The 23,960-nt window shown below is 69.4% G+C and carries 22 protein-coding genes; 15 read left to right on the top strand and 7 right to left on the bottom strand.

What is annotated here, in order from left to right; translation table 11 throughout:
• Window positions 1-58: 58 nt before the first annotated feature.
• A complete protein-coding gene (locus ABNF93_RS15150; RefSeq protein WP_349328665.1) occupies window positions 59-1,822 on the bottom strand; it encodes a GAF domain-containing sensor histidine kinase in 1,764 nt (587 codons plus the stop codon).
• Between the two features lie 444 nt (window positions 1,823-2,266).
• On the opposite strand from ABNF93_RS15150, the gene ABNF93_RS15145 reads away from it, so the two are divergent.
• Window positions 2,267-2,794, top strand: a complete 528-nt coding sequence (locus ABNF93_RS15145; RefSeq protein ID WP_349328664.1) for a hypothetical protein — start codon at window positions 2,267-2,269, stop codon at window positions 2,792-2,794.
• Between the two features lie 41 nt (window positions 2,795-2,835).
• Here ABNF93_RS15145 and ABNF93_RS15140 read toward each other — a convergent pair whose 3' ends face one another.
• Window positions 2,836-3,261, bottom strand: coding sequence for a pyridoxamine 5'-phosphate oxidase family protein (locus ABNF93_RS15140; RefSeq protein ID WP_349328663.1), 426 nt, complete (start codon window positions 3,259-3,261; stop codon window positions 2,836-2,838).
• A 422-nt stretch (window positions 3,262-3,683) separates the two neighbouring features.
• Here ABNF93_RS15140 and ABNF93_RS15135 point away from each other — a divergent pair, with 422 nt between their 5' ends.
• The 8 genes from ABNF93_RS15135 to ABNF93_RS15100 all read left to right on the top strand — a co-directional run bounded on the left by ABNF93_RS15135 (window position 3,684) and on the right by ABNF93_RS15100 (window position 12,622).
• Entirely contained in the window at window positions 3,684-4,727 is a 1,044-nt protein-coding gene (locus tag ABNF93_RS15135) for a universal stress protein (protein ID WP_349328662.1), read from the top strand.
• 64 nt (window positions 4,728-4,791) lie between these two features.
• On the top strand, window positions 4,792-5,457 hold the full coding sequence (locus ABNF93_RS15130) for a response regulator (protein WP_349328661.1): 666 nt from the start codon (window positions 4,792-4,794) through the stop codon (window positions 5,455-5,457).
• 162 nt (window positions 5,458-5,619) lie between these two features.
• Window positions 5,620-6,477: a universal stress protein gene (locus ABNF93_RS15125; protein ID WP_349328660.1), complete on the top strand. Its 858-nt coding sequence runs from the start codon at window positions 5,620-5,622 to the stop codon at window positions 6,475-6,477.
• Window positions 6,478-6,699: 222 nt separating this feature from the next.
• On the top strand, window positions 6,700-7,209 hold the full coding sequence (locus tag ABNF93_RS15120; RefSeq protein WP_349328659.1) for a hemerythrin domain-containing protein: 510 nt from the start codon (window positions 6,700-6,702) through the stop codon (window positions 7,207-7,209).
• A gap of 125 nt (window positions 7,210-7,334) precedes the next feature.
• Window positions 7,335-8,267: a nitroreductase family protein gene (locus tag ABNF93_RS15115; protein ID WP_349328658.1), complete on the top strand. Its 933-nt coding sequence runs from the start codon at window positions 7,335-7,337 to the stop codon at window positions 8,265-8,267.
• On the top strand, window positions 8,264-9,193 hold the full coding sequence (locus ABNF93_RS15110) for a universal stress protein (protein WP_349328657.1): 930 nt from the start codon (window positions 8,264-8,266) through the stop codon (window positions 9,191-9,193). The genes ABNF93_RS15115 and ABNF93_RS15110 overlap by 4 nt, the downstream gene beginning before the upstream one ends.
• Entirely contained in the window at window positions 9,190-11,757 is a 2,568-nt protein-coding gene (locus ABNF93_RS15105) for a Kae1-like domain-containing protein (RefSeq protein WP_349328656.1), read from the top strand. The genes ABNF93_RS15110 and ABNF93_RS15105 overlap by 4 nt, the downstream gene beginning before the upstream one ends.
• A 598-nt stretch (window positions 11,758-12,355) precedes the next feature.
• Window positions 12,356-12,622 (top strand): DUF1876 domain-containing protein, encoded by a 267-nt coding sequence (locus tag ABNF93_RS15100; protein ID WP_349328655.1) that lies wholly within the window; start codon window positions 12,356-12,358, stop codon window positions 12,620-12,622.
• A gap of 42 nt (window positions 12,623-12,664) precedes the next feature.
• On the opposite strand, the gene ABNF93_RS15095 is transcribed toward ABNF93_RS15100, so the two are convergent.
• Together ABNF93_RS15095 and ABNF93_RS15090 are read right to left on the bottom strand one after the other, a co-directional pair.
• Window positions 12,665-13,360: a class F sortase gene (locus tag ABNF93_RS15095; RefSeq protein WP_349328654.1), complete on the bottom strand. Its 696-nt coding sequence runs from the start codon at window positions 13,358-13,360 to the stop codon at window positions 12,665-12,667.
• Window positions 13,344-14,039 (bottom strand): GVDTG sorting domain-containing protein, encoded by a 696-nt coding sequence (locus ABNF93_RS15090; protein WP_349328653.1) that lies wholly within the window; start codon window positions 14,037-14,039, stop codon window positions 13,344-13,346. Before ABNF93_RS15090 ends, ABNF93_RS15095 begins: the two co-directional genes overlap by 17 nt.
• Window positions 14,040-14,276: 237 nt before the next feature.
• Between ABNF93_RS15090 and ABNF93_RS15085 the strand changes: the two genes are divergently transcribed.
• Both ABNF93_RS15085 and ABNF93_RS15080 read left to right on the top strand, forming a co-directional pair.
• The gene (locus ABNF93_RS15085) at window positions 14,277-14,999 is read left to right on the top strand and encodes a DUF4389 domain-containing protein (protein WP_349328652.1); all 723 of its coding nucleotides are present in this window, start codon (window positions 14,277-14,279) and stop codon (window positions 14,997-14,999) included.
• Between the two features lie 82 nt (window positions 15,000-15,081).
• Window positions 15,082-15,975 (top strand): class I fructose-bisphosphate aldolase, encoded by an 894-nt coding sequence (locus ABNF93_RS15080; protein ID WP_349328651.1) that lies wholly within the window; start codon window positions 15,082-15,084, stop codon window positions 15,973-15,975.
• Here the strand turns inward: ABNF93_RS15080 and ABNF93_RS15075 are convergent.
• Window positions 15,909-16,940 (bottom strand): universal stress protein, encoded by a 1,032-nt coding sequence (locus tag ABNF93_RS15075; RefSeq protein ID WP_349328650.1) that lies wholly within the window; start codon window positions 16,938-16,940, stop codon window positions 15,909-15,911. The genes ABNF93_RS15080 and ABNF93_RS15075 overlap by 67 nt on opposite strands.
• Before the next feature lie 198 nt (window positions 16,941-17,138).
• Here ABNF93_RS15075 and ABNF93_RS15070 point away from each other — a divergent pair, with 198 nt between their 5' ends.
• The 3 genes from ABNF93_RS15070 (at window position 17,139) to ABNF93_RS15060 (ending at window position 20,759) form a co-directional block, all read left to right on the top strand.
• Window positions 17,139-17,762 (top strand): Rv1733c family protein, encoded by a 624-nt coding sequence (locus tag ABNF93_RS15070; protein ID WP_349328649.1) that lies wholly within the window; start codon window positions 17,139-17,141, stop codon window positions 17,760-17,762.
• A gap of 163 nt (window positions 17,763-17,925) precedes the next feature.
• Window positions 17,926-19,707: an AMP-binding protein gene (locus tag ABNF93_RS15065; protein WP_349328648.1), complete on the top strand. Its 1,782-nt coding sequence runs from the start codon at window positions 17,926-17,928 to the stop codon at window positions 19,705-19,707.
• A 50-nt stretch (window positions 19,708-19,757) separates the two neighbouring features.
• Window positions 19,758-20,759 (top strand): Acg family FMN-binding oxidoreductase, encoded by a 1,002-nt coding sequence (locus tag ABNF93_RS15060; RefSeq protein ID WP_349328647.1) that lies wholly within the window; start codon window positions 19,758-19,760, stop codon window positions 20,757-20,759.
• A 37-nt stretch (window positions 20,760-20,796) separates the two neighbouring features.
• Here the strand turns inward: ABNF93_RS15060 and ABNF93_RS15055 are convergent, their stop codons facing one another.
• Together ABNF93_RS15055 and ABNF93_RS15050 are read right to left on the bottom strand one after the other, a co-directional pair.
• The gene (locus ABNF93_RS15055) at window positions 20,797-21,576 is read right to left on the bottom strand and encodes an HAD family hydrolase (RefSeq protein ID WP_349328645.1); all 780 of its coding nucleotides are present in this window, start codon (window positions 21,574-21,576) and stop codon (window positions 20,797-20,799) included.
• 91 nt (window positions 21,577-21,667) lie between these two features.
• Complete coding sequence (locus ABNF93_RS15050) at window positions 21,668-22,450, bottom strand: HAD family hydrolase (RefSeq protein WP_349328644.1); 783 nt, start codon at window positions 22,448-22,450, stop codon at window positions 21,668-21,670.
• Between the two features lie 429 nt (window positions 22,451-22,879).
• On the opposite strand from ABNF93_RS15050, the gene ABNF93_RS15045 reads away from it, so the two are divergent.
• Window positions 22,880-23,959: an Acg family FMN-binding oxidoreductase gene (locus ABNF93_RS15045; RefSeq protein ID WP_349328643.1), complete on the top strand. Its 1,080-nt coding sequence runs from the start codon at window positions 22,880-22,882 to the stop codon at window positions 23,957-23,959.
• Window position 23,960: the final 1 nt, after the last annotated feature.

Below are 23,960 nucleotides of genomic sequence, written 5' to 3'. Positions count from 1 at the left end.
GGCTCCAGTCGTATCAGCGGAAGTGAGTCGTATCCGCGGAGGTGCCCGTTGGCCGTGTTCACGGTTCCAGCGGAACCTGCCACACGAGGACGGTGCCACCCTGCGGGCGAGGCTCGATGGTGAGATAACCACCGAGTCGGGTCGCACGCTCTGTCATGTTCGTGAGGCCGCTCCGGCGCGGCGGGTCGGTGGGCACACCGACACCGTTGTCGGTCACATGCAGTTGGAAGACCCGGTGCAGGACGTCCGCTCGGATCAGCACGTCAGCGTGGCTGGCGTGCGCATGCCGAACGACGTTGGTGAGCGCCTCGCGCAGGGTCGCCAGCACTTCCGGGCGCATCGGGTCGGGAACCGCAGAGTCGAGCGGGCCCTCGAGGGCAACCCGCGGCTCGAAGCCCAGCGACGTCGCGGCGTCCTGGGCGATCTCCAGCACCTGCCCGCGGAGACTGCGGCGGTCACCGGCGCGTTCCTGGAGGGAGAAGATGGTCCGCCGGATCTCCTGGATGGTCGTGTCGAGGTCGCGCACGTATCCGCTCACCCGGTCGGCCAGGTCGACGCGTACGACCTGGCGGGAAATGCCCTGCAGGCCGAGCCCGACGGCGAAGAGTCGCTGGATCACGTGGTCGTGCAGGTCGCGGGCGATCCGGTCGCGGTCTTCGAAGACGGCGAGCCTGCCCCGGTCCTCCTGCGCGCGGGCGAACTCGAGTGCAAGGGCGGCGTGGCCGGCGAACGTCGTGACCATGTGCATGTCGGACGGGTCGAACGCGCCCTGGATGTCGGGCCGGGTCACGATCAGGACGCCCAGCATGTGCGGCCCTGAGGCCAGTGGGACGAGCAGCATGGAGCCGCCCTTGAGCTGGGATGCCCGGCCGCCGTCATGGTCCCAGCCGAAGGCGGCGGCATCTCCGTCGAAGACGTAGGGCCGGCTGGTGCGCATGACGTCGCCGATCGGGGTCCCTACCGTCTGCACCCGTTCCTTGCGGAGGCGCTCCGCCTGTGGTCCGGCAACGGCTTCCAGGACGAGGTCGCCGCCCTGCTCGTCGACGAGCGCGAGCATGGCCAACTCCGCGCCCGCGACCGCCCGGGCACGCTCGACGATCAGGTCGAGCGTCTCGCCGGGTGAGGCGCCGCTCAGCAGCTGGGCGGTGATCTCGGTCGAGGCGAGAAGCCAGCTCTCGCGGCGCCGGGACACGTCGTAGAGCCGCGCGTTCTCGATCGCGATGCCGGCCGCGGCGGCGAGCGCGATGACGACTTCCTCATCCTCGTCGGTGAAGTCGCCGCCACCCTGCTTCTCTGTCAGGTAGAGGTTGCCGAACGCCTCGCCGCGGACGAGGACTGGTACGCCGAGAAACGAGCGCATCGGCGGATGGTTCGCGGGGAACCCCGACGAATGGGGATGGTGGGTGAGGTCGTGCAGCCGCAAGGGATGCGGCTCGTTGATCAGCAGGCCGAGTATTCCCTTGCCGGTCGGCAGATGGCCGATCTCCTCGCGCTTCTGCTCGCTGATTCCCGTGGTGGTGAACTCGATGAGCGTCCGGTCCGGGCCGATGACCCCGATTGCTCCGTACTGGGCGCCGACCAGATCGCAGGCGGACCGCACGATGCGGTGGAGAACCTCAGGCAAGGCGAGGTTGCTCGACACCGAGACCACGGCGTCGAGCAGCCGGTGCACGCGGCGTTCATTCTCGACCAACTGGTCAGCCCGATCGACCAGCTCGCGCAACAACGTCTCGAGGCGAAGCCGGCTCAGGTCGGGCAGCACCAGGTCGTGCAGGGTCCGGGCCTCCCTGGGGTCAGGACCCGGCGAGGAGTCGGAGTCCATGGGAGCCTCCTACGACTTAAATCAACCATCAGGCTAGACCACGCCGCAGGATCGCGGTGCGTAAACCTACGCCCAATTGGGGCACCCCAGGTTTCCATTGCACAGAAAGGTTCCCGGTGCTGTCCCATGAACGTATTCGCGCAGTTCAGGGCACCATCGCGCTAATTCTGGTATCGGTACCAGGTGCGGCAATGGCGAAGATGAAAAGCGTCTCGCCCGCGCTTGTCCGGCCTGACGACTTCGCCGAACATCCCATTTAGGAACAAATACCTCCCTGTTGATCTCGTCGGGTCCGGCACGGATGCCAAGTTCGTCCTGGGGCGCCGGTCCTTGTCCTCATGGACCATCGGCGGATCCCGTGTGACCTCTGGCAGCGGTGCCGGTGACGTCGAGGTCCCCAGAGTGGTCTGGTACGAAAAGGAGTCTCTCGCAGGGAGAGGGCACATGTCGCTTCGCGACCGGCCGGCGGAAATGCCGACGACGCCGCACATACCGGCGCAGCGTTCGGCGACCCGCGTCTTCGTTCCGGCGTCGCGTCGTGCGTCGATCGGATGGCTGACCAGGCCCGGCGGCGCGGCGGCTCATGGTCTCGCCGGTCTTCGGCTGGCAACTGGTGGGGCTTTCGCCTGGGCAGGGTTCCAGGCGGCCAACGCGTTCGCCGAGGACAGCCGGCTGGTCACGGTGGCGTGGGGTCTGCTTGCCGTGGTCGCGGTCGGGCTGGTCGTGACGCTGGGCATCGCCATTGCCCTCGGCATCGGGCTACGGATCTCGGCGGCTGTCGGGACGTTCCTCGTCGTGACCTTCACGATGTACGCCTGGGCGACCGGCTGGGACAGCCCGTTCGGCGGCTTCCCCTTCGTGTACCCGCTGGCGCTGGTCGTGCTGGCCAGCACGGGTGCCGGCGAGATCTGGGGTGTCGGCAGACTGTGGACCGCGCAGCCGTTCGTCTGCGGTCGGCGCTGGCTGGTCTGAGTCCGTACCCGCAAGCCCGACGCCCCTAGGTGGTCGGCGGCCTATCGCACCAGCCGCGCGGGCATGGTCACGATCCGGCGGCCCTGGATGATCTCCATCCGGATCCGGATCAGGTGGTTCCGCTCATCAGGCGACCAGCTGCGCAGGGGCAGACCCGACACCCGTGCGAGTTCCGCCTCGTCGGTCACCATCTCAGCGTGACCGATCACCGTGACACTCCATCCACGCTCGTTGTCCTGGTCGATGTCGTCGACCTCGAACGCGACGATGGCGTTGCGGGCGGCGGCATCGAGCTTCGAGCCCGGAGCGGTCCGAATGAGCACGGCGTCGCCGTCGATGATGAAATTCACCGGCTGGACGGCAGGCATCGCCTGGTCGGTGAAGACGATCCGGCCGATGGGTACGTCACCCAACAGCCGGAGACTCTCTGAGGGCTCGAGGACCTCGAGCCCTGCGCTTTCGAACATTCGGCTCCTTCGTCACCGCCAGAAATGTCGGGCGATCTCGCTCTCCACGGTGCGCCCCGATGTCCTGGTAACGCAGGGACCAAGGTCACCGGGCGGGAGAAAAAGGTCCAACTACCGCGTGCCGCGCCTGGCGGAGCCAGGTGAGTCGGTGACCGGGTGCCGAGCGACGCTCCTGCCGCCCGCCAGGTCTGGCGACCAACGCTCGCCGCGATGGTCCCGCGCGTGGTACCGCGCAATGGCCTCGGCCGGCGGGACTTTGGTCTCTATTGGTGGGAACTCTCTCACGAAAGCCTTTCGGCTGGGCCGTTGTGTCGGTCGGTGACCGAGTGAGCGGGGTGCTCGGCGAGGAACGAGCCCGCTCGAGGAGCGTACGAGGAACCGACGGCACCAGGACTACGTATCGGTCGGAGGAGGTGCAGTCGATGGGCAGTCGCGGGCTTCCGCCTCCGGGAGCGATCGTCGTCGGTGTCCACGACGGTTCGTCTGCACGAGGAGCGGTGATCTGGGCGGCACGCGCGGCCCGGGACCGCCGGTGTCCTCTCGTCGTCTGCCACGCCTACCAGCCCGGGAGGGCTCACACCGGGCGGGAGCTGGAGTGCGCGGAACGCAACCGCGCCTGGCGTACGGCGCAGGACTGGGTCCGGACCGCCAAAGCTGAGGTGCCTGGTGTCGCGGCGACGGCGTGGGTGGCCTCCGGAGCACCAGCAATGGTCCTTGCCGACGCCGTCGCCGAACCCGAGCTCATCGTGGTCGGATTCCGTGCGCATGGGCGGCTGGCCGGCGATCTGCTGGCGAGCCTGTGGGCACGCGCCGACGCGATGCCGATCTGCCCGGTCGTGGCTGTTCCGTCCCGGACCGGGGTGTTCCGCCGTTGTGTGGGGAATGGCCGCCGCCGTGACCAGGGGCGAAGGGGAGGCCGAGTCGTCGTTGCCAGTGTGACCGGCGAGACGGCCACCGACGTGAGGCGGTTCGCCACGTCCGAGGCTGCCCGGTCGGGCGCGGACGTGTGGGAGGGCCCCGTTCCCCAACCGGTGATGGACGAGCGAAACAGGCGTCGGCCGGCGGTGGGCGCGGCCACGACGGCAGGGACCGGTCTCGACGTCGGTGAACCGTTGACGGCACTCGCCCGGGATGCCGAGCTGCTCGTCGTGGGCATGCCGATCACCTCCGCGCCGCTGCGCCAGCCGAAGATCGCGCGCGGTGGTGGAGAGCAGGTGGAATCTCCGCCGATCGCGAGTCTTGGTGCGGCATTGGGGTACGGTGCGATGCGACGGCTCACTGCGCCGATCGCCGTCGTACCCGCCGCCCCAAGACCGGCGACGATGGTGCCCGCGGGAGCGCCGGGCGCCGTCCGCAGGACCGGCGTCCGACCCGCCGACCCGGCGGCCGAAGGCGCTCCACGGCTGCCGCAGGCACGTCGTCCCGGTGACGACCTGCCGGCCATCAGCCCGGTGGCGCCATGGTGACGACGCGGTCGGCGGAACGGTCGCAGCGGAGGTACGACGTGGACACGGAGAAAAGAGGTACCGGATGACCATCAAGGTCTTCCTCTTGGACGACCATGAGGTGGTTCGGGTCGGGCTGCGCCAACTCCTGGAAGAGGAGCACGACATCGAGGTGGTCGGCGAGGCGTCGACCGCGTCACAGGCGCGCGCCCGGGTCCCGGCTCTGCGTCCCGACGTCGCCGTGCTCGACGTGCGCCTGCCAGATGGTGACGGCGTGACGGTGTGCCGGGACATCCGGTCGTCCATGGACCCGCCGCCGGCATGTCTCATGCTCACGTCGTTCTCCGACGACGAGGCGCTCTTCGACGCGATCATGGCGGGGGCCGCGGGCTATCTGCTGAAGCAGGTGAGCAGCAACGACCTGGTGGGTGCCGTACGCCGGTTGGCCACGGGTGAGTCGATGGTCGATCCGGCACTGACCGCCGCCGTGCTCGAGCGGCTGCGCAGGGGGCCGGAACAGGAGGACCCGCGTTATGCCGCGCTCACCGATCAGGAGCGCCGCATCCTCGACCTGATCGCGGCCGGCATGACCAACCGGCAGATCGCCCAGTCGATGTTCCTGGCCGAGAAGACGGTGAAGAACTACGTGTCGGGGATGCTGCGCAAGCTTGGCATGGAACGCCGTACCGAGGCGGCCGTGTTCGCTGTGGAACGCAGCCGGAAGGACCGCGCTCTCGGCCCGCCTGAGTAGGCACGGCCACTGCTCCGCATCGGCGCGTCGGACCCTCCCGTCGGCGCGCCGGGTCGTCCGGCCCTCGCCCGGGCATCCTTCGCCCCTGCCATCCCCTCGCCTGTCGTTCGTAGCGTTCACAGGCATTCGGACTGAAGCGCTGTCCGGACGGGGGGAGTCACCATGGGGGGCCAGCAACGGCCGGTGACGGTGGGCGTCGACGGAGGGCCGGCAACGGCGGCCGCGATTCGCTGGGGACTCGCTGAGGCACGGACACGGCGGGCGCCGCTGCGCCTTGTCCACGTCTATGGCCGGCCCGCCGCGATGGACGGGTGGGACGTCCCCGTGGCCTACGGCCCCTACGCGCTGGCGGCCGCGGCGGGCGAGATCCTGGCCGACGCGCTCGCGAGGACCGCCGGACGCGCCGAAGACCTGTCCGTCAGCGGCGCGACGATCGAGGGTGAGCGCGTCCCCACGCTGCTCATGGAGTCCGCACGCGCCGATCTCATGGTGGTGGGTACCCGCGGCCTCGGCCGGCTGACGGGTGCCGTCCTGGGCTCGGTCAGTTCGGCGGTCGCCGCCGCGGCGTGCTGTCCGGTGATTGTCGTCCGCGGCAGGGCGGGCTATCCAGAAGGCCACGTGGTGGTGGGGATCGACGGTGGCGAGGAGTCCGACCGCGTGCTCGAGTACGCGTTCGACCATGCGAGCCGGTACGGGCTGCCGCTGCGGGCGGTGTGGTGTCGCCGGCCGCCGCCCGGCCGGCTGCGCGAGCCGGGCCCCGCCGGCGACTGCCGTGACCGGGCCACGACGGCGATGCTCGATGCCGTGGCCAGCTGGCAGGACAAGTATCCCGACGTTCCGGTCGAGCGGGTCATCCGCCCGTCCCATGCCGTGGACGGTCTCCTCGAGGAAGGGCTGCAGGCGAGCCTGATCGTCGTAGGCGCCCGAGGCGGTCTTGGTCATCCCGGATTCCTGCTCGGCTCGGTGAGCCAGGGTGTGCTGCATCACGCCACCTCCCCGGTCGCCGTTGTACGTCCCTGACGGCTCCCTCGGGCCCAGCCAGCTCCGGCCGCGGTCGCGGAGCGTAGCCGGGGACGGGACCGGGGGGTATCTGGCGAACCCGGCAATCCGGCCCTGACACGGGACCATCGGCGCCTCGGGGAGGACCATCGCCCGGCGTACCAGGACCATCGACCACGGCAAGCCTGTGCGGTGACGGCGGATGCTGAGAGTGATCGAAGGCCGGTCCCGAAGGAGGAACCCATGGTGCAGCTGATGGAGCTACGCCGCAAGCATGCGGAGTTCGCGGCCTCTTTGGACGCCTTGCGCCATACTGCCGACCAGATGGAGAGCGGGTCCGTCCTGGAGCTCTGGGATCGACTTACGTGTGCCGTCGGATTTCTCACCCATGAGCTGTTGCCCTTCACTGCTGTCGAGGACGAGATCCTGTATCCCGCGTTGGAGGTTGCGGCCGAGGCATCGACACCGGTCGACGTCCTCCGGGCCGAGCATGTCAGCTTGGCGCGGATGACGGCGGAGCTGGACGAGGCACGACGCGCGTTGCCCCTCGGTGACAACGACGGCACGTGGACCAACCTGCGGCGCATCCTCTACGGCCTCTATGCCGTCGCTCGCCTGCACTTCATGGTCGAGGACGAGATTGTGCTGCCCCTGTTGGAGGCTGACCTCGACGGACGCGATGCCGAGGAGCTCGAAGCGGCGATCCGGGCGGTGGCACACAACGCGACGTTGTCGCCGGCGTACGAAGCCTGATCACCACTGGCGGAAGGTACGTCTTGGGGGCTCTGTCGCAGTGGCTTGAGGAGGGCCTTTCGCCCCGGTGGCAAGAGCCTCGGGACTCTGGGGGCTCGACGTGTCCGCCGAGGACGCTTCTAGACATGCCTCGGCGCCATGTCCTGACCGCGCAGGAAGAACAGCTGGCGACTGACGCCGCCTCCCGAACACCCCCGATCCAGTCGCCCCCGCCGTGGCGGTTCGCCTTCGCCGATGACCGCCTCGAGGTATGGGGGCAGGAGGGTCCCACGAAAGGCGACGATCCCAGCGGCCGCGTCCGGTCGATCTCGTGCGGAGCCGCGACATACGACGCGACGCTCGCGATCCGGGCCGCCGGGCACGAGGCGTGGGTCCAGGTCCAGCCGTCCCCGGCCGTCGCCGATCTTGCCGCTGTCGTCCACATCGGTGTCCGGCGTCCGCCCGCGCCGGAGGACCTCACGTTGTACGACGCGATCCGGGAACGTCCGATCGATCCCGGGCCGTACCGCGACTGGCGACTGCCGTTCTCGCTGATCACTCGGCTCGAGGACGCGGCAGAGGCCGAAGGTGGCTACTTCCGCGTGCTCACCTCGACCGAGCTCGAGCGGGTCCGCCAGCTGGTCGCGAAGGCCGGTGGTGACGTATCTGCCGGTGGTGAGGTACAGGCTGCGGGAGCAGCGTCGGCCGGCGAAACCGCGCGCTCCGGGCGTGACCACCTCATTCCCGCCCAGCCGGGAACCCGGCTCGCCGAACTGGGCGCCGAACAGCAGCTCACGCTGGCCGTCCTCACCACGCCCGGCAATTCGCGCACGGACTGGGTACGCGCCGGCATGGCGCTCGAGCACGTACTCCTCACCGCACTGTTGTACGGAGTCGTCGGAGTCTTCCTCGATTCCGCCGCCGAACCACTGTGCGAGCGGGCACGGGTACACGGCACGCCGATGGGCGTCGACCATCCGCAGATCGTCCTGCGGCTCGGCTACCCACGTCACGACATCGCCCGGGCGCCTCGACGGACGACCGCACAGGCCGCGGCGACAGGGAGGCCTGGTCGATGATCGGAGAACGGGCTCGGACGCCGATCGTGGTGGGCGTTCCGGGCGGAGCGTCGCGCCCGACCACGCTGGACGCCCCGGTGCGTTGGGCGGCGAGGGAGGCGCTCATCCGCGGCGTTCCGTTGTGGTTGGTCCATGCGTTCCTGCCGTCGTACGGGAGTGCTTTGTCGACCGGAGGAACGGGCTGGACCGGCACCTCGGGCTCGATCCGGGCTGACGGCGACGAGTTGGGGGCGGCGGCGCATCGCGCGGTGCGTTGCCTGGAGCAGGTGGCGTCCCAGCTGGCGGCTGAGTACCCGGAGCTGTCCGTGGCCATGTTCGCGCGGTGCGGCGCGACGGTGGCGGTGCTGAGCGACATCGCCGGCGACGCGGCGCTCCTCGTCGTGGGTCGACACTCCCACGGCCGGGTCGCCCAGGCTGTCCTCGGCTCGGTGGCGGCCGGGTGTCCCCGGGAGCCGTCGAGCCCGGTGGTCGCCGTTCCGGCGCGTGGGGGCGGGCACGCGGCGCCGGGAGCACCGATCGTCGTCGGGGTGGATGCGGAAGGGCCCGCTCCCGAGACCCTCGGCTTCGTGTTCGCCGAGGCTCTGGTGCGTGGTGCTCCGTTGCGGTTCCTGCACTGTCACGGTCCGGGCGCGGCAACAGGAGAGCGCTGGCTGGCGATGGTCGACGCCCTCACGCCCTATCGTGCGGCATTCCCGTCTGTGGCGATGACTGCCGAGATCGTCGACGGGGAGCCGGCCGAGATCCTCGTCAAGGAGTCGGTGACGGCGAGCCTCCTGGTGCTGGGACCAGGTGATGGCTGGACGGCCGGCTGGCGCCTCGGACGGTTGGGAGAGGTGGGGCACGAGGTGCTCTGCCAGTCGGCTGGACCGGTCGTCCTCGTCCGCGAGGCCGCCCACAACCCGGCAGGGGCGGTGCGGTCGCGATGAGCGGTTTCACGGTGCATCCACCTCCGCGCCACCGAGGGGCTCCGGCAGACGAGGCGCGCACGGCGGGCGAGGCGGGCGGGACCTGCGAGGAGTCATCCAGGGCGGCATCCAACGGCAGCGAACCTCGCCGGCATGCCCGGCTGGAGGTCGGCGGGATCGTGCACGGCGTGGGATTTCACCCGTTCACCTGCCGGCTGGCTCGAGAGCTTGGTCTCGACGGGACTGTCCGTACGGTCGGGGACCAGGTGCTGATCGACGCGGCCGGACCGGCGGGTGCGCTGTCCGACCTGCACCGGCGACTGTTGACCGACGCGCCCGCGCCGGCGCGGGTGTCGACCATCGGGGTCGCGGAGCTGAACGGTGACGGACCGCAGCCCGGCACAGGTTTCCGGAGTGTGGTGAGTCCGGTGCTGTCGGCCGGAGCGGACACCGGCCGTGACGAGTCTCTGCGTCTCGCCGCGTCCCGGCTGACCGGTGTCCCACGCGTCCCCGCTCCTCGCCGACAGAGCGGAGCACCACCGGCGGCGGCACCCGAGCGGCCGGTCTGTGCCGACTGCGTACGCGAAATGTTCGATCCGCGCGATCGGAGGTACCGCTACCCCTTCGTATCCTGCGCGAGGTGCGGACCCGCGTCGCTGCCCGGGTCCACCCACACCCAGGGTCAGATGTGTCGTGACTGCCAGGCCGACCACGACGAGGCCACGGGCAGACGCTTCCAGGCCGGCTTCGTCGCCTGCCCCGCCTGCGGACCGCTGCCGACCTGGCGCGAGGGCGCCGAGGATGCGGACCAACCCCGGGGCCACGAAGCCGTCTCCACAGCGGTCGAGCGGATCGAAGCCGGCGGTGTGGTGGCGGTGAAGGGCCCAGGGGGCTACCAGCTGGTATGCGCGGCGACAGTGCCCCGGGCGGTGGCGCGCCTGCGTGCGGCCAAGGGGAGCTGGACGAGACCGCTGGCGGTGCTAGCTGGCGACCTGGCGAGTGCGAGATCCCTTGCCTGGTTGAGCTCTGCCGAGGAACGGCTGCTGGTCTCCAGCGGTCGCCCCACCGTACTGGTGAGGGCGCGGCCCGGAAACGTGCCGCTCGCCGCCGGGACCAACCCCGGGACGGACCGGCTTGGGTTGATGCTTCCGTTCTCGCCGTTGCAGCACCTGCTGGTGCATGACGTCGACCGCCCGCTGGTGATCACGAGCGGCAACCGGACGGACGAGCCGCGTGCGATCGACGATGCCGACGCGCTCGCCCGGCTGGCGGCGTTCGTGGACGGGTTCCTCCTACACGATCTGCCGGTCCTGGTGCCGCACGAGGAAAGCGTCGGCGCGGTCGTGGGTGGCCGACCGGTCGTCGTTCGTCGTGGTCGCGGCCAGGTCCCCGGCCGGTTCAGGCTGCGTCACGGTGTCGGACAACCTGTCCTCGCCGTCGGCTCCCAGCGCGAACACACCTTCGCCGTCGCGATCGATGACGAGGTGACGATCGGCGGCCGGCAGGGCGACCTGTCCCACGCTTCGACGATGCAGGTCTTCGAGGACGGGCTCGCGCAGATCGGGGTCCCAGGCGGACCCGGGCGTGCTCTACCCGAACCGGGTGACGTGACTGGGACTGGGACTGGGACTGGGACGATCGTCGCGCACGACCTCCACCCCGGTTACCTGTCCAGCCAGTACGCGGCTCGGTGGCCCGACGACCGACGGATCGCGGTCCAGCACCATCACGCGCATGTCGCCTCGTGTGCGGCCGAGCACGAGCTGGACGGTCCGTTCATCGGCGTGGCGTACGACGGCCTCGGGCTGGGTGACGACGGCACGTTCTGGGGCGGCGAGGTGCTGATCGCCGATCTCTCCGGTTACCGGCGGGTGGGGAGGTTCGGCGCCGCACCGTTGCCAGGAGGGGAGGCAGCGGTACGGCGTCCGGCTCGTCTCGCGCTCGGTTACCTCCTCGCCGGCGAGCAGTTGGGTGGTGCCCAGGTCGCGCCCGAGCTCGTCCACACCTTCACGAAACGGCTGTCGGTCCGAGAGCTCGACACGGTACGCAGGATGCTGCACGCCGGCGGCTCCAGCCCTGTAGGGTCCAGCGCTGCCCAACTCATCGCCGCGGTGGCGAGTCTGCTCGGACTGCGCGACGACGCGACGTATCACGATGAACCCTCCGTGGCCGTCGAGGCCGCGGCGCGGGGGCTGTCCGCGCGCGGCGGAGCGCCCGAACTCCCGTGGCGGATCGTGTCAGCGGCGGGGCTTCGGGTGTACGACCCGGTACCGACCCTCGCCGCCGTTCTTGCCGGAGTCGCCGACGGTGCGCCCACGAGCATGATGGCCGCCGGACTGCACGCGACGTTCGCCACCGTGACGGCGGCATTGTGCGTCGACGCCCGACGGGAGTCCGGCCTGCACACGGTATGCGTTTCGGGGGAGTGCCTCACCAACGGCCTTCTCGCGTCGTCGGTGGTCGGCGCGCTTCGGGCTGAGGGCTTCGACGTCTTCCTCAACGAGCGGATCCCCACGAACGACGGAGGAATCAGCTTCGGGCAGGCAGCGGTCGCGGCTGCCCGACTGGCAAAAGGCCCACCATGACGGGCCTGTCGCCCCTGAAGGGCGGTAGCGCATCCGTGGTCGGCTGGCACGTGAACGAGGAGGGATGACAGATGGCGACGATGCGACGTCCGGGCAGGCGCAACCTGTCTGGCCTCCCGATGTCCTTCTCGGGGGTCGATGCCCGGAAGTTCCGCACTACGACGTATCTGCAGCCCTTCACGAGATGTCGGTTCCCGTCCACGAGGAGCGAGCGGAGCCGCGTGCCGACCCCGTGCAGCGAACAGCCTGAACGGACGGCACTTCCCAGCTGGGCACCGACCAGCAGGGTGCGCGACGGGAGCTGAAGCGGGGGAACGGGGCATGGCACCGGGTGACGGGGACAGATGCCCGGTGGCATGAGGAGGGCACTGGTGATGGGGGGCATGGCACCGGGTGACGGGGACAGATACCCGGTGGCATGGGACATGGGCACCGTGCCAGGGAGCGCGCCGGTCACTGGGGGGCGACCAGCGCCAGCGGGTGCGGCTTCGACACCGGAGCCGCACCCGCTTCCCTTTCCGGGATCGACGTACCGTCGATCCGGCCCACCCCGCTCCCGTCACGTGACGGTCGACCAGGAAGGGACGAGGCGATCACCATGACGGCCACGAAGACCTGGACTGTCGAGATCTCCATCGACGAACACGAGAACCGCACCCGTGCGGTGGCGCGGCTGGTGACGAACGGGACCGCACGCACCGGGAAGGGCACCGCCCGACTCAACCCGAGCGACCGGAACGTGCCCATGATCGGTGACGAGCTGGCAGCCGCGAGGGCACTGTCGGAGCTGTCACACCAACTACTCCACGCCGCCGCCGACGACATCGAGAGTGTCACGGCCGAACCGGCCCACCTGCACTACTGAGCAGGTGGGCCTTGCACGCACCGTGACACCCTCGACGCGCTGCTACGACGTCACGTCGGTCTGGGTGGCGAAAACGACGATATTGTTCGGATACGCGGTTTCTTCTGACCAGGTGCCACCACAGGTGACCAATCGGAGCTGGGCCCGGTCGGCCGGACCGTAGACGAGTCCGGACGGGAACTCGTCCTTGGGGTAGGACTGAGCGCCGTCGACTGTGAACTCGACGACCTTGCCGTCCTTGCGGGTGATCTCAACTGTGTCGCCAGGCTCCAACAGTCCGAGGTTGTAGAACGCGGCCGGACCCATCTTGGCCGTGTCGACGTGACCGACGAGGACCGCGTTACCGATCTCGCCCGGGCTCGCTCCTCGTTGGTACCACCCGGCGAAGTTGGCCTTGCTCCTGGGCGGGACCTGCACGGAGCCGTCGTCGTTCAATCCGAGGGTCATGATTCTCGTCTCGAGGCCGATCGACGGGATGGTGACCTCTATGGGCACCGATCGGGCCAGTCCAGCAGCGGGCTTTGCCTTCGCGCGGTTGACGTCGGCGACAGCGGATGCGGTGGGCGCGGCTTCGGATACGGGCTGGGGTGGCTGGCGGACGGGCGCGTTGAACGCCGCCAGCAGCAGACCGGTGCCGGCCATGGCGAGGGCGATGATGACGGCGACGCCGGCAGCCGGCCATGGGAACCCATGACCGGCGCCGGCCTTGTGCGCCGCCTTGCTAGGCGATGCTGCCATCTGTCCTACGCCGCCGCATCATCACGATGCCGCCAATGCCTGCCGCTGCGAGCACGCCCGCTCCACTCACGGCAAGGCTGGTGTTGGTGTCGCTCGTACCACCGTCGCCACCGTCGACCCCGCCGTTGGGAACGACGTAGAGGTGACCGTATGCACAGGAGCCCTTGAGCTTGTACTTGCCCGGGTCAGCGTAGGAGGGAATCTCCGCGCTTCCCCAGTAGACGAAGTGCTTGCGCTTCACGCCGTCCTTCTGCCCGTCGACCTCGTCGCCACCGACGCCGTCCTTCAGGCCGTTAGCCTCAGCCTTCTTCTTGTCCCACTTCTTCTCACCGTTGGGGACGGCGTTGCGGGGCTCAGACATCGCATCGCCGTTCGGCGGCGCGGCATACTCTTCCACCATCTCGGGCCGGAGAGGGCCCTTCCACGGCCACAGCTTGACCTTGCCGGTGACCTCCGACCACGCCCAGGCCTTGGGCTGCGGCTTGCTGCAGATCTGCAGGACCTTGACCTCGTGACCCGGCTTCGCCCATTGCGGGAAGGTCTTGATGATGCCCTTCTCGTGATGATCGCCTCCGCCGCCGTCGGCCGTTGCGGCGGCGGCACCCGGAGCAGTGCTAAGCAGACATGCACCGGCCAGTGCGGCGCCAGCGACCATCCTGCCGAGGAACTTCTTGGACATAGGCTCTGTCGCTCCTTTTTCTTTCAGCTTCTTCTCAGCTCCAGCTGACGTTTCAACGCTGCCCGATGCGCTTGTGTCCTCAAACGAAAGTCCGAGTCAGGCAGACAGTTGCACATCGCGACGATTACCCCGGTAGCTTGATGCAGCACCAGGGATGTCTCCATGTGGGATGAGAAGTGATGTCGAATCCGGCCGGTCGCAATAGTGACGTGACACGTGACTGGAAGGAACGATGAGATGCAGAATTATCCCGTGCACCTGGCGGGCCGGCGTGACGTGGATCTGAGCCGCTGGCTGTGGATCGTGAAGTGGTTGCTCGCGCTGCCGCACTACATCGTGCTGCTCGTCCTGTGGTTCGTGTTCTTGGTCCTGACCATCGTTGCGTGGTTCGCAATTCTTGTGACTGGCCGCTATCCGTGGCAGATTTTTCATTTCAACGAAGGTGTTCTCCGGTGGAGTTGGCGGGTCACCTTCTACGCCTTTGTGCTGGGCACAGACCGTTATCCGCCTTTCCGGCTGGGCAGTGACCCGAACTATCCGGCCGACCTGTCGGTCGACTATCCCCAGCGCCTTTCCCGTGGGCTCGTCCTGGTGAAGTGGTGGCTGCTCGCGATACCGCACTACCTGGTGGTCGGTGTCTTCACCAACGGTGTGAGCTCGGGCTGGTCCGGCGGCGGAATGTACGCAGAGGACGGTCACGTGTGGTCCGCCCCCTGGCAGCCGGCGCACATCGGCCTGACCGGACTGATGGCGCTGTTCGCCGGCGTCGTCCTGTTGTTCCGGGCGCGCTATCCGGACGGTCTCTTCGACTTCCAGATGGGCATGCAGCGCTGGATCTACCGCGTCAGTGGCTACGCACTCCTGATGCGGGACGAGTACCCACCCTTCCGAATGGACCTCGGTGGCGCGGATCCAGGCCAAGGGGCCGAACGGCCCGGACACACGACCGGGAACCACTGACCTTCGCCCCTGGCGGGAAGTCCTGTCTGACAACAAACCTGGGGACACCCGCACCACGAGTCCGCACCCGGAGGCCCACGCGATGCCAACCCGTCCACCACTGCGCCAGCTCGGTCTGAGCACCGGCAAGAAGGCGCGTCTGCACCGCATCCTTTTCCGGCACGGTCTCGGCAACGGGACGGCCATCTTTCTGCCCTACGACCAGGGTCTTGAACACGGCCCACGCGACTTCTTCGTCAACCCGGCAGCGGGTGATCCCGCCTACATCACGAAGCTGGCGGTGAAGGGCGGGTTCAACGGAATCGCTCTTCAGATCGGTCTCGCCGAGAAGTTCTACTGGGACTACGCGGGCGAGGTGCCGCTGATCCTGAAACTCAACGGCAAGACCGAGATTCCGTCCGACGCCGAGGCCCTCTCACCGGTGCACGCGAGCGTGGCGGACGCCGTCCGGCTCGGCGCGGACGCGGTGGGATACACGATGTACGTCGGCACTCCCGCACAGGAACAGGACTTCGCGCAGTACCACCAGGTCCGTGAGGACGCCCACCACTACGGGCTTCCGCTGATCGTGTGGGCATATCCGCGCGGGTCGGCGATCGACTCCAAGGGTGGCAAGGACTCCTTCTACGCGGTCGACTACGCCGCACGAACGGCGAGCGAGTTGGGCGCTGACATCGTGAAGGTGAACTTCCCGAGGCCCGAACTGCACACGGCCGTCCGTCAGGAGTACGCCCGCGACTTCTCCACCCAGGAGGCGATCGACGCTGTTGTCCGGTCGGCGAACCGCACCTATGTCCTCGTCTCCGGCGGCGAGAAGTCCGGCGACGAAGCGATGCTGGAGAAGGCCCGTCACGCCATGGAGGCCGGCGCGGTCGGCCTGATCTTCGGCCGGAACATCTGGCAGCGCTCCTACGACGACTCGCTCGCGTTCGTGGACCGGCTCAAGGAGGTCCTCGCGAAGTACCCGGCCCTCTGAGCCAGCGGGTCGGTCCGGTGGAAGGCTTCCTGGGTCACGCCATCCTGTCCCAGGGCACCTGGAGCGACTGCGCACGGAGCCGGTACGACCGCGACAGGTACGGCCGCGTCGCACAGGACGGCTCGGGCCACCGCGCCGCCCTGCCGGTCGCCGAAGTGGCTCGCGGGCCGGGCGGTGAGGCTCGACCTCGGACGGGGTGGGCGGGTGGAGGTGCCCAGCACCAGCAGGCGTGCATGCTCGGCGTGGGCGACCAACGCGGGCGCGGGATGGGTGTGCTCGACGACGACCGTCACGTCCACGTCGGCGAACCTGGCCCGCCATGGCGCGAGGATCTCGCCGAGGACATCGCCGAGTGCACTGCGCACCCCGCGGCTTGCGGAGGCACCCAGGTCCCACGCACACAGGACGACGAGTGGCGCGGAGGCCTGCCGGGCCGCCGCGAACGCGAAGTCCAGCGGCCCGATGTCGTGAGGCGGGATGTCGACGCCGACGAGCACATGCCGTCCCTCGTCCTGGCCCGGAACCCACTCGGGCGGGACGACGACCAGCGGGATCGCGCTCTTTGCCACGAGCGTCGTCGACGTCGAGCCGAGGACACGTGACGCGAGCCGCCCGCGGCCACGCCGCCCCACGACACAGAGCGGCGATCGGTTGGATGCGTCGATCAGGACCTCGCTCGCTGGCCCTTCGTACAGCGCCGTTCCCACGACCCGACCAGCATTCCGCCCTCCTGCGAGATGCGCCCGGGCCGCCGTGAAGACCTCCCTGCCCTCGTCGTACATCTGGCTCATGTTCGCCTGCGGACTGAGGTGGTGGCGGACTCCGGTGCGCTGGTACGCATGCACCATCCGCACCCGGACGCCGCGTCGGGCGGCTTCGTCGATGGCCCAGTCGAGGGCCCGGAGGCCGTTGTCCGAACCGTCCACCCCGACCACGATCGCCGGTTTGCTGTTCGGACGCGGCATGTGGGTGTTCCTCTCACCAAAGGTCAGTCGCCGTCGGTCCCAGCCTCGCAACCCGCCTCCGGCCATATGAGCGGGTTGCGAGTCCGTGGGTCCCTCGGCGGGCCCAGAGCAGACCTTGGGCCCATTCGAGCCCCGGGCGGTCGGGAAATGCTGGATTCGGGGGCGTGTGCCGACAGGCGCGCGACGGGGGAGGTCGTCATGGTCCGACGCCGGGTTCGTCGACGGAGCGGCCGGTGGGCGGTGGCCTTCGCCCGGCGGCTCGCATGGACGCGCAACCCGATGTACCGCACGTCGGACCGGGTAGAGGGGTTACTCCTGTTGACCGTGCTCGTCGCCGCCCTCGTGGCGATCCCGCTCGCGGTCGGCGTCGGACGGACGGCGTACGACGACGGCCTGCGGCAGTCGGCGCAGCTGACCGCGGCGGGGCACTGGATTCGCGCGACGCTGGTCGAGACCGTCCCGGAGACGGCGGTGTCCGAACCGGCCGCGCCGACCACGCTCACCACCTTGGCCCGCGCGCGGTGGAAGGCACCCGACGGGTCACTCCGCGAGGCGAAGGTGCCGGCGAAGGCGGGTACGGCGGCCGGGACGAAGGTGCCCGTCTGGGTGAACGAGTCCGGCCAGGCCGTCCGGCCCCCTCCCCGTACGGACCAGGTGTCGGACAAGGCCGTCGCGACCGGACTGACCAGTTGGATGGCGATGGAGCTGGGCGTGGTGGTGAGCTTCCTGCTGCTGCGCTGGCTGCTCGACCGGCGCAGGCTCGCCTCCTGGGAGGCCGAATGGCAGCGGGTCGCTCCGCGCTGGACCAGGAAGCTCCGATGAGAAACTGCCAGGGGCTCTTCCCGGCCCGTGGGGACCTTCGTCTCTACCGACACCCGCTCCCAGCACGGACCCTGGCGTTGGCGTCCGCCACAGTGCCACGCAGGCAGGCTGCGCCGACAATCCACACACGCCTGCCACGCAGGCAGGGCGCCGGAGGTGACGGATGGCCTTGAGAGCGGTCCCGCGACAGGGCATACCGAGACCGCGGGCGCCGAAGGCCGCCAGCGCGCGCCTGCAACCCAACCTGGGCGACTATGTACGAGTTCGGCGCGACTTCTCCTGGGATGCCGCCCGTACCTGGCTGACCGGTCTCCCCGAGGGCCGCGGACTCAACATCGCCTACGAGGCGGTGGATCGGCACGCCACCGGGCAACGCGCCCGGCAGGCGGCGCTGCGCTGCCGGGACGCGCATGGCCAGCTGACCGAGCTGACCTACGAGGAGCTGCGGACGTCGACCAACCGGTTCGCCAGTCTGCTGGAAACTCTCGGCGTCGAAGCGGGGCATCGGGTCTTCTCGTTGCTGGGAAAGGTTCCGGAGACCTATCTCACCGCGCTCGGCGCCCTCAAGGTCGGTGGAGTCTACGGTTCGTTGCCCGTTGACTCCGACTCCGACGCGATCCGTGCACGGATGGAGCTCGCCGGTGTCCGGGTGCTCGTGACGACGGCAGAGCTGTACAAGCGCAGGATCGCGCCGATGCGTGACAGTCTGCCGGACCTGACCCACGTTCTGGTCGTGGGCGAGTCTGAGGGTGTCGAGACGATCGACCTGCACGCGGCACTCGCGGACATGGACGAGTCGTTCGTGATTCCCCCCACTGACGAGAGCGATCCGGCCCTGGTCTGTTTCACCGGAGGGACGACCGGTCCCCCGAAGGCGACGCTCTTCCCGCACGAGGCCGTGGTCGCCCAGCATGCGACGGCTGCGTACGCCCTGGACTTGCACGCGGGTGACGTGGTGTGGTGCGCCGCCGACTGCGTCGAGGCGGCCAGCGTGTCCTACGGCATCGTCGCCCCGCTGACCCACGGCGCGACGGCAGTGGCCGACGCCACCGCGTTCGACGTACGCGGGACGTACGAACTGTTGCAGCAGGCGCGGGTGAGTGTCTGGTACACCACACCTGGGGCGCTGCGTGCGATGCGGCACGAGGGCAGCGACCTCGCCCGGTCCTACGACCTGTCGGCGCTACGTTTCATCGCCAGCGTGGGCGAACCGCTGGATCCGGAGTTGGTGTTGTGGGGACAGGACGCGTTCGGCCGTCCCGTGCACGACACCTGGTGCCAGACGGAGACCGGCACGATCACCATCAGCAACTTCGCCAGCATGGACATCCGGCCGGGGTCGATGGGCCGGCCGATGCCCGGTGTCAAGGTCGCCTTGCTGGGCCGCGGAAGTGACGGCCGCCCGGAGCTGGTCGACGGTGAGCTACGCGAGATCAACGACCCGTACGAGGTGGGGGAGATCGCCGTACGTCCGGGTTGCCCGTCGCTGTTCCGCGGCTATCTCGGCGACGGCGAACCGGAGGGCATCGACTCCTGCCTCACAGCGGGATGGCACCTCACCGGTGACCTGGCCCGCCGGGACAACGACGGCTACTTCTGGTACGCCGGCCGGGTGGCTGACGCCATTGCCACCGGCGGGGACGGCGGGCCGCCGATCGGTGCGTACGACATCGAACGCATCCTGCTCGAGCATCCGGCAGTCGCCGAGGCCGCCGTGGTCGCGAAGCCCGATCCAGCCGGCGGCGAGGCCGTCAAGGCCTACCTCACGCTCCACCCGGACCGCTCGCCAGATGACGACATGCGCAGTGAGGTGCTGGAGTTCGCGGCGAAACGACTGAGCACGCTCGCACCGGCGGAGGTGGAGTTCGTGCCACGTCTGCCGCGGAACCGGAACGGCAGCCTGCTCCGGCAGGACCTGAGGACGCCCGTGGCGGACACACCCTGAGGGACCTTCGGCACTGGCGGGTTGCGGCGGGCCGCGACCATGGTGAACGCATGTTCGTCAGCCTCGACCTCCGCAAGCATGCGGAGGACCTGGTGGACAAGGCGCGGATGGCTCCGTCCCTCCACAACGCCCAACCCTGGACGTTCCGGGTCAGGTCGAACGCGGTGGAGATCTATGCGGACCGCTCGCGCGCCATTCCGGTCCTCGACCCCGACGACCGCCAGCTCCTGGTCGGCGTCGGTGCCGCGGTCTTCGCGATCCGGCTCGGCATCAGCGTGCTCGGCGCAGAGCCAAGCCTCGCCTTGCTCCCCGGCGCCGAACACGGTGATCTCGCCGCGCTGGTGACGGTCGGACCGGAGCACCGGCCGACCGAAGCGGAGACGCTACTCGCCGAGCAGGTGTCGTCCCGCCGGACGATCCGGGAACGCATGACTCCTCAGGTTCCGGCACCGGTACGCGAGGGCCTCACCGCGGCCGCCAGGCTCGAGGCGGCGACACTCAGCTGGGTCGGTGACCCTGAGGCGCGGCGACATCTCGCCCATCTGGTCGCCCTCGCCGATCGCCGCGAGCAGGCCGACCCCCGGATCCGTGCCGAACTCGACCGCTGGGTGGGCGGCGAGGCGCCGAGGTACGGCTCGGGCATACCGGCGGAAGCACCCGGACCGGACGCTTCGGCCGGAGGCGACATGACGCCCGCTGGCCAGGACGTCCGCGGCGGAGTGGACCACGGCGGTCGACCGCACCCCACGCCCGCGATCGACCCGACAGAGCCGGAACCGACGGTGGCGGTCCTCACCACTGGCGGCGACCGGCCGGCGGACTGGTTGCGGGCGGGTCAGGCGTTGCTGCGCGTACTCCTGACCGCGACCGCGGAAGGCCTCGGGGCGTCGTACTTCAACCAACCGCTCGAGCTGCCCGACCTCCGCTCACGTGTCAGGGACGAGCTCGGCCTGCCGGGGTTCCCGCAGCTCATCCTGCGGTTCGGCCGCCCGGTCGGAGGTTGGCCGGTTCCGACTCCCCGCCGACCGGTGTGCGACGTCCTGCGCCCGTGACCTGTGTGCCTGACCTGCGTCCGACCGCCCAGCGCCGTCACGGGTCAAGGACCACCACGTCACGTCTCCTGCCGACGACCGCGAGCTCGGCGAGATCACGTACGACGATCTGCGCACCGCGCGCCCGGAGGGTGGCCGCCCAGTCGCGACGTGGGGGATCGGGGTCGCGGGCGACGGCGATGACCAAGCCGTACTCTGCGCGCCGCGCGGCTTCCACACCGGCGAGGGAGTCCGCGACGACGGCCAGTTGGCGTGGCGGGAGGTCGAGCCGGCGGGCCGTTTCGAGCAGCAGCACAGCCTCCGGCCTGCCCGTCGGGTCGAGACCGACGGTGGTGCTGGCGTCGACCCGGAGATCGAACAGCTTCTGCACCTTGGCGGCCGCGAGGACGCGGGCGCAGTGTGGGCTGGGGGAGAAGGCGGCGGTGCGGGCGCCTCGGCCACGCACCTCACGGACGAGTGTGACCGCACTCCGGAACGCGGCGACGCCGTACCGGTCGATCTCCTGCAGGAAATACCGTGTCGCGTGCGCCGCGATCGCCCGCGCGGTCCCGTCGGGCAGGGTGATGCCACGTGAGGCCAGGAAGGCGCGGACCCCGTCCATGTGGGGCCGGCCATGGAGGTGGTGGAGATAGTCGGTACGGATGTCGAACGGTCGCAGCCGTGCGCCCGCCTCACGGTTCCGCCGGCGCAGGAACTCGTCGAAGCTTCGCTTCCAGGCCGCCGCATGGACCCGCGCCGAGTCGATGACCACGCCGTCGGTGTCGAAAACCACCGCACTGATCCGGTCGAGCGGAATGGCAGGCTGCTCAGCTGTCATCGGCTGCTCCTTACCCGAGGGCGACCCGGCACGCCGGGTCAATGACGGGAAAGTCGCAGGTGGCGGGAGCTCCGGGCCGCCGGCGACGGAACTACCGGTGGGCGAGCACCTGGTGCTGACGCCGACCGGAGACGGTGAGTTCGTCGAGATCGTTCACCACGACGTGAGCACCCAGCCGGTAGAGCTCGCTGCGCTCGTCCCTCCGGTCGACCCCGATGATCGGTTCGAAGCAGCCGTTCCAAGCCGCCTCGACCATGAGAGGAGTCGTGGTGACCACCGCGCTGCGTCGCGGCGAGACACCGAGACGATGCGTCGCTTCGAGCAGCGTCGCCGGGTCGGGAGCGGCTGGCAGACCAGCAAGAGCGGCGTCGATCCCGTCCACACGGATGTCGAACAACCCGGTGGCGTGGGCGCAGGCGAGAACCTGTGCGCAGTTGCGGCTGGACGAGATGGCCGCCGTGCGTACCCCGCGATCCTTGAAGTCGCGCAGCAGTGCGACCGCGGAGGCGTACGTACGCACGCCCCATTCACGGAGTTCCTCGAGGAACCTGGCGTTCTTGCGGGCGGCCAGTGACTGCACGGTGTCGGCGTTGCGATCGGTCGAGGTCTCGCGCAGAGCGATGCCGCGGGCGGTCAGGAAGTTGCGGACCGCTTCGGTGCCGGTACGGCCGTCGGCGTAACGCCAATAGTCCGCCGACATTTCGAAACTGGGTATCTCCAGGCCCGACCGCTGGTTGTAACGGTGCAAGAAGCCGTCGAAGACCTTCTGCCATGCAGCGCCGTGCAGACGTGCGGTATCCACCACCACGTCGTCGGCGTCGACCAGTACGGCGTCGATGCGGTCCAGGTGAAGGGTCGGAGAGTTGTTGCTCATAGGTGCAGACCTCAGCGCCGCGCGGTCAGGGCAGCGGTCATCGCCCGGGACTCGTTTCGCACCTTCTTAGCGTGGTGGGGTCCTGGGACGGGACCGCAGAGGCTTCGGTCATGGCGGGGTGGGACCTTCGCCTGCTGAACGAGGAAGTCACGCCGAACGACGCTGAGAGGCGTCCACCATCGCTGATGAGGCGGGACGACGGGAGGGCACGGAGCGGGTGACCCCGTACGGACGGAAGTGAACGGATTCGGCCGGATCGGGCGAAACGTCGCAACGGCGGCTCCGCCGCCGTGTCCGTTCGGGGGTCAGGTCGGTCCTGACCGTCGTACCCTGCAGAAGTAGGCCGGCCGCCCTGGTATTCGTGCTTGGCCGTCCCTGAGTTTCGTGCTCGGTTGTCTCGGTGGTCCCGGTCCCGGTGGAGGTGTCATCGTGCTCGTCCAGGAACTCGAGCCGCTCGAGCGCGAGATCCTCGTCACGGCGGCGATCCTTGCGCCGTCCATGCACAACACCCAGCCATGGCGGTTCCGCTTCCGGCACCGCACCGTCGAAGTGCACCGCGACCCCGACCGGGAACTGCGTGCCGAGGACCCCGAGGGCCGGATGACGATGATCGGCGTGGGTGCCGCCGTCTTCAACATCCGGGTCGCGGCCGCCTCGCTCGGACACAAGACCACGACCCGGCTGGCACCTGATCCCGAGCGCGACACCCTCGCGGCCGAGGTGACGATCGAGCCACCGACCAGCGATCTGACCGACCCCGCCGAACTGTTCGCCTACCTCTCCCGGCGCCACACCAACAGATGGCCGTTCGCCGACCGGCCCATCCCTGCGGAGATTCGCGAGCAGCTGTCCGACGCCGCCGAACGCGAGGGCGCCAAGCTCGAATGGGTCGAGGACGACCACCGGGTCCGCTGGCTGCTCGAGCTCGCCAGAGACGCCGAGATTGCCGAAGCCGACGACCCGCGCCGGTTGGCGGAGCGGCAGCGGTGGGTGGGCGGGGATCGGGACCGGGACGGCGTGCCCTCGAGTGCCCTTGGGCCACGGCCGGCGGAACCGTCAGCGGTGCGCGACCTGGCGGTCGAACCGCACGATCAGCTGCGCGGGTCCGCCCACTTCGAGGCACGTCCGGCCCTCGCCGTCCTGTGGACCGAGCGGGACGACCCGCAGACCTGGGTGTGCGCGGGACAGGCGTTGCAGCGTGTCCTGGTGGTGGGGACGACCCACGGGCTTGCCGCCTCGCTGGTGAACCAGCCGATCGAACACGCCGAACTTCGCTGGCTCGTCCGGGATCCCTCGTCCGGCTGGATCGAACCTCAGGTGGTGATCCGGTTCGGCTACGGTCCCGAGGTCGCACCGACGCCGAGGCGACCAGTCGAGGAGTTCATCCTCGACGACGAGCAGCGGCCGTCCGGCGACGTGGCAGGCAGCAGCGCGACCAGAGGCGATGGACCTGGCGACGACGGATGCGCCGGGGATGACCTTCCGTCCGTCCCCAGCCAAGGACGGTGAG

The sequence above is a fragment of the Actinopolymorpha sp. B9G3 genome, from assembly GCF_040120725.1.
In the GTDB taxonomy this organism is placed as follows: Bacteria; Actinomycetota; Actinomycetes; order Propionibacteriales; family Actinopolymorphaceae; genus Thermasporomyces.
Note: the sequence above shows the minus strand (reverse complement) of the source record. Positions and strands in the feature narration are given on the sequence as shown.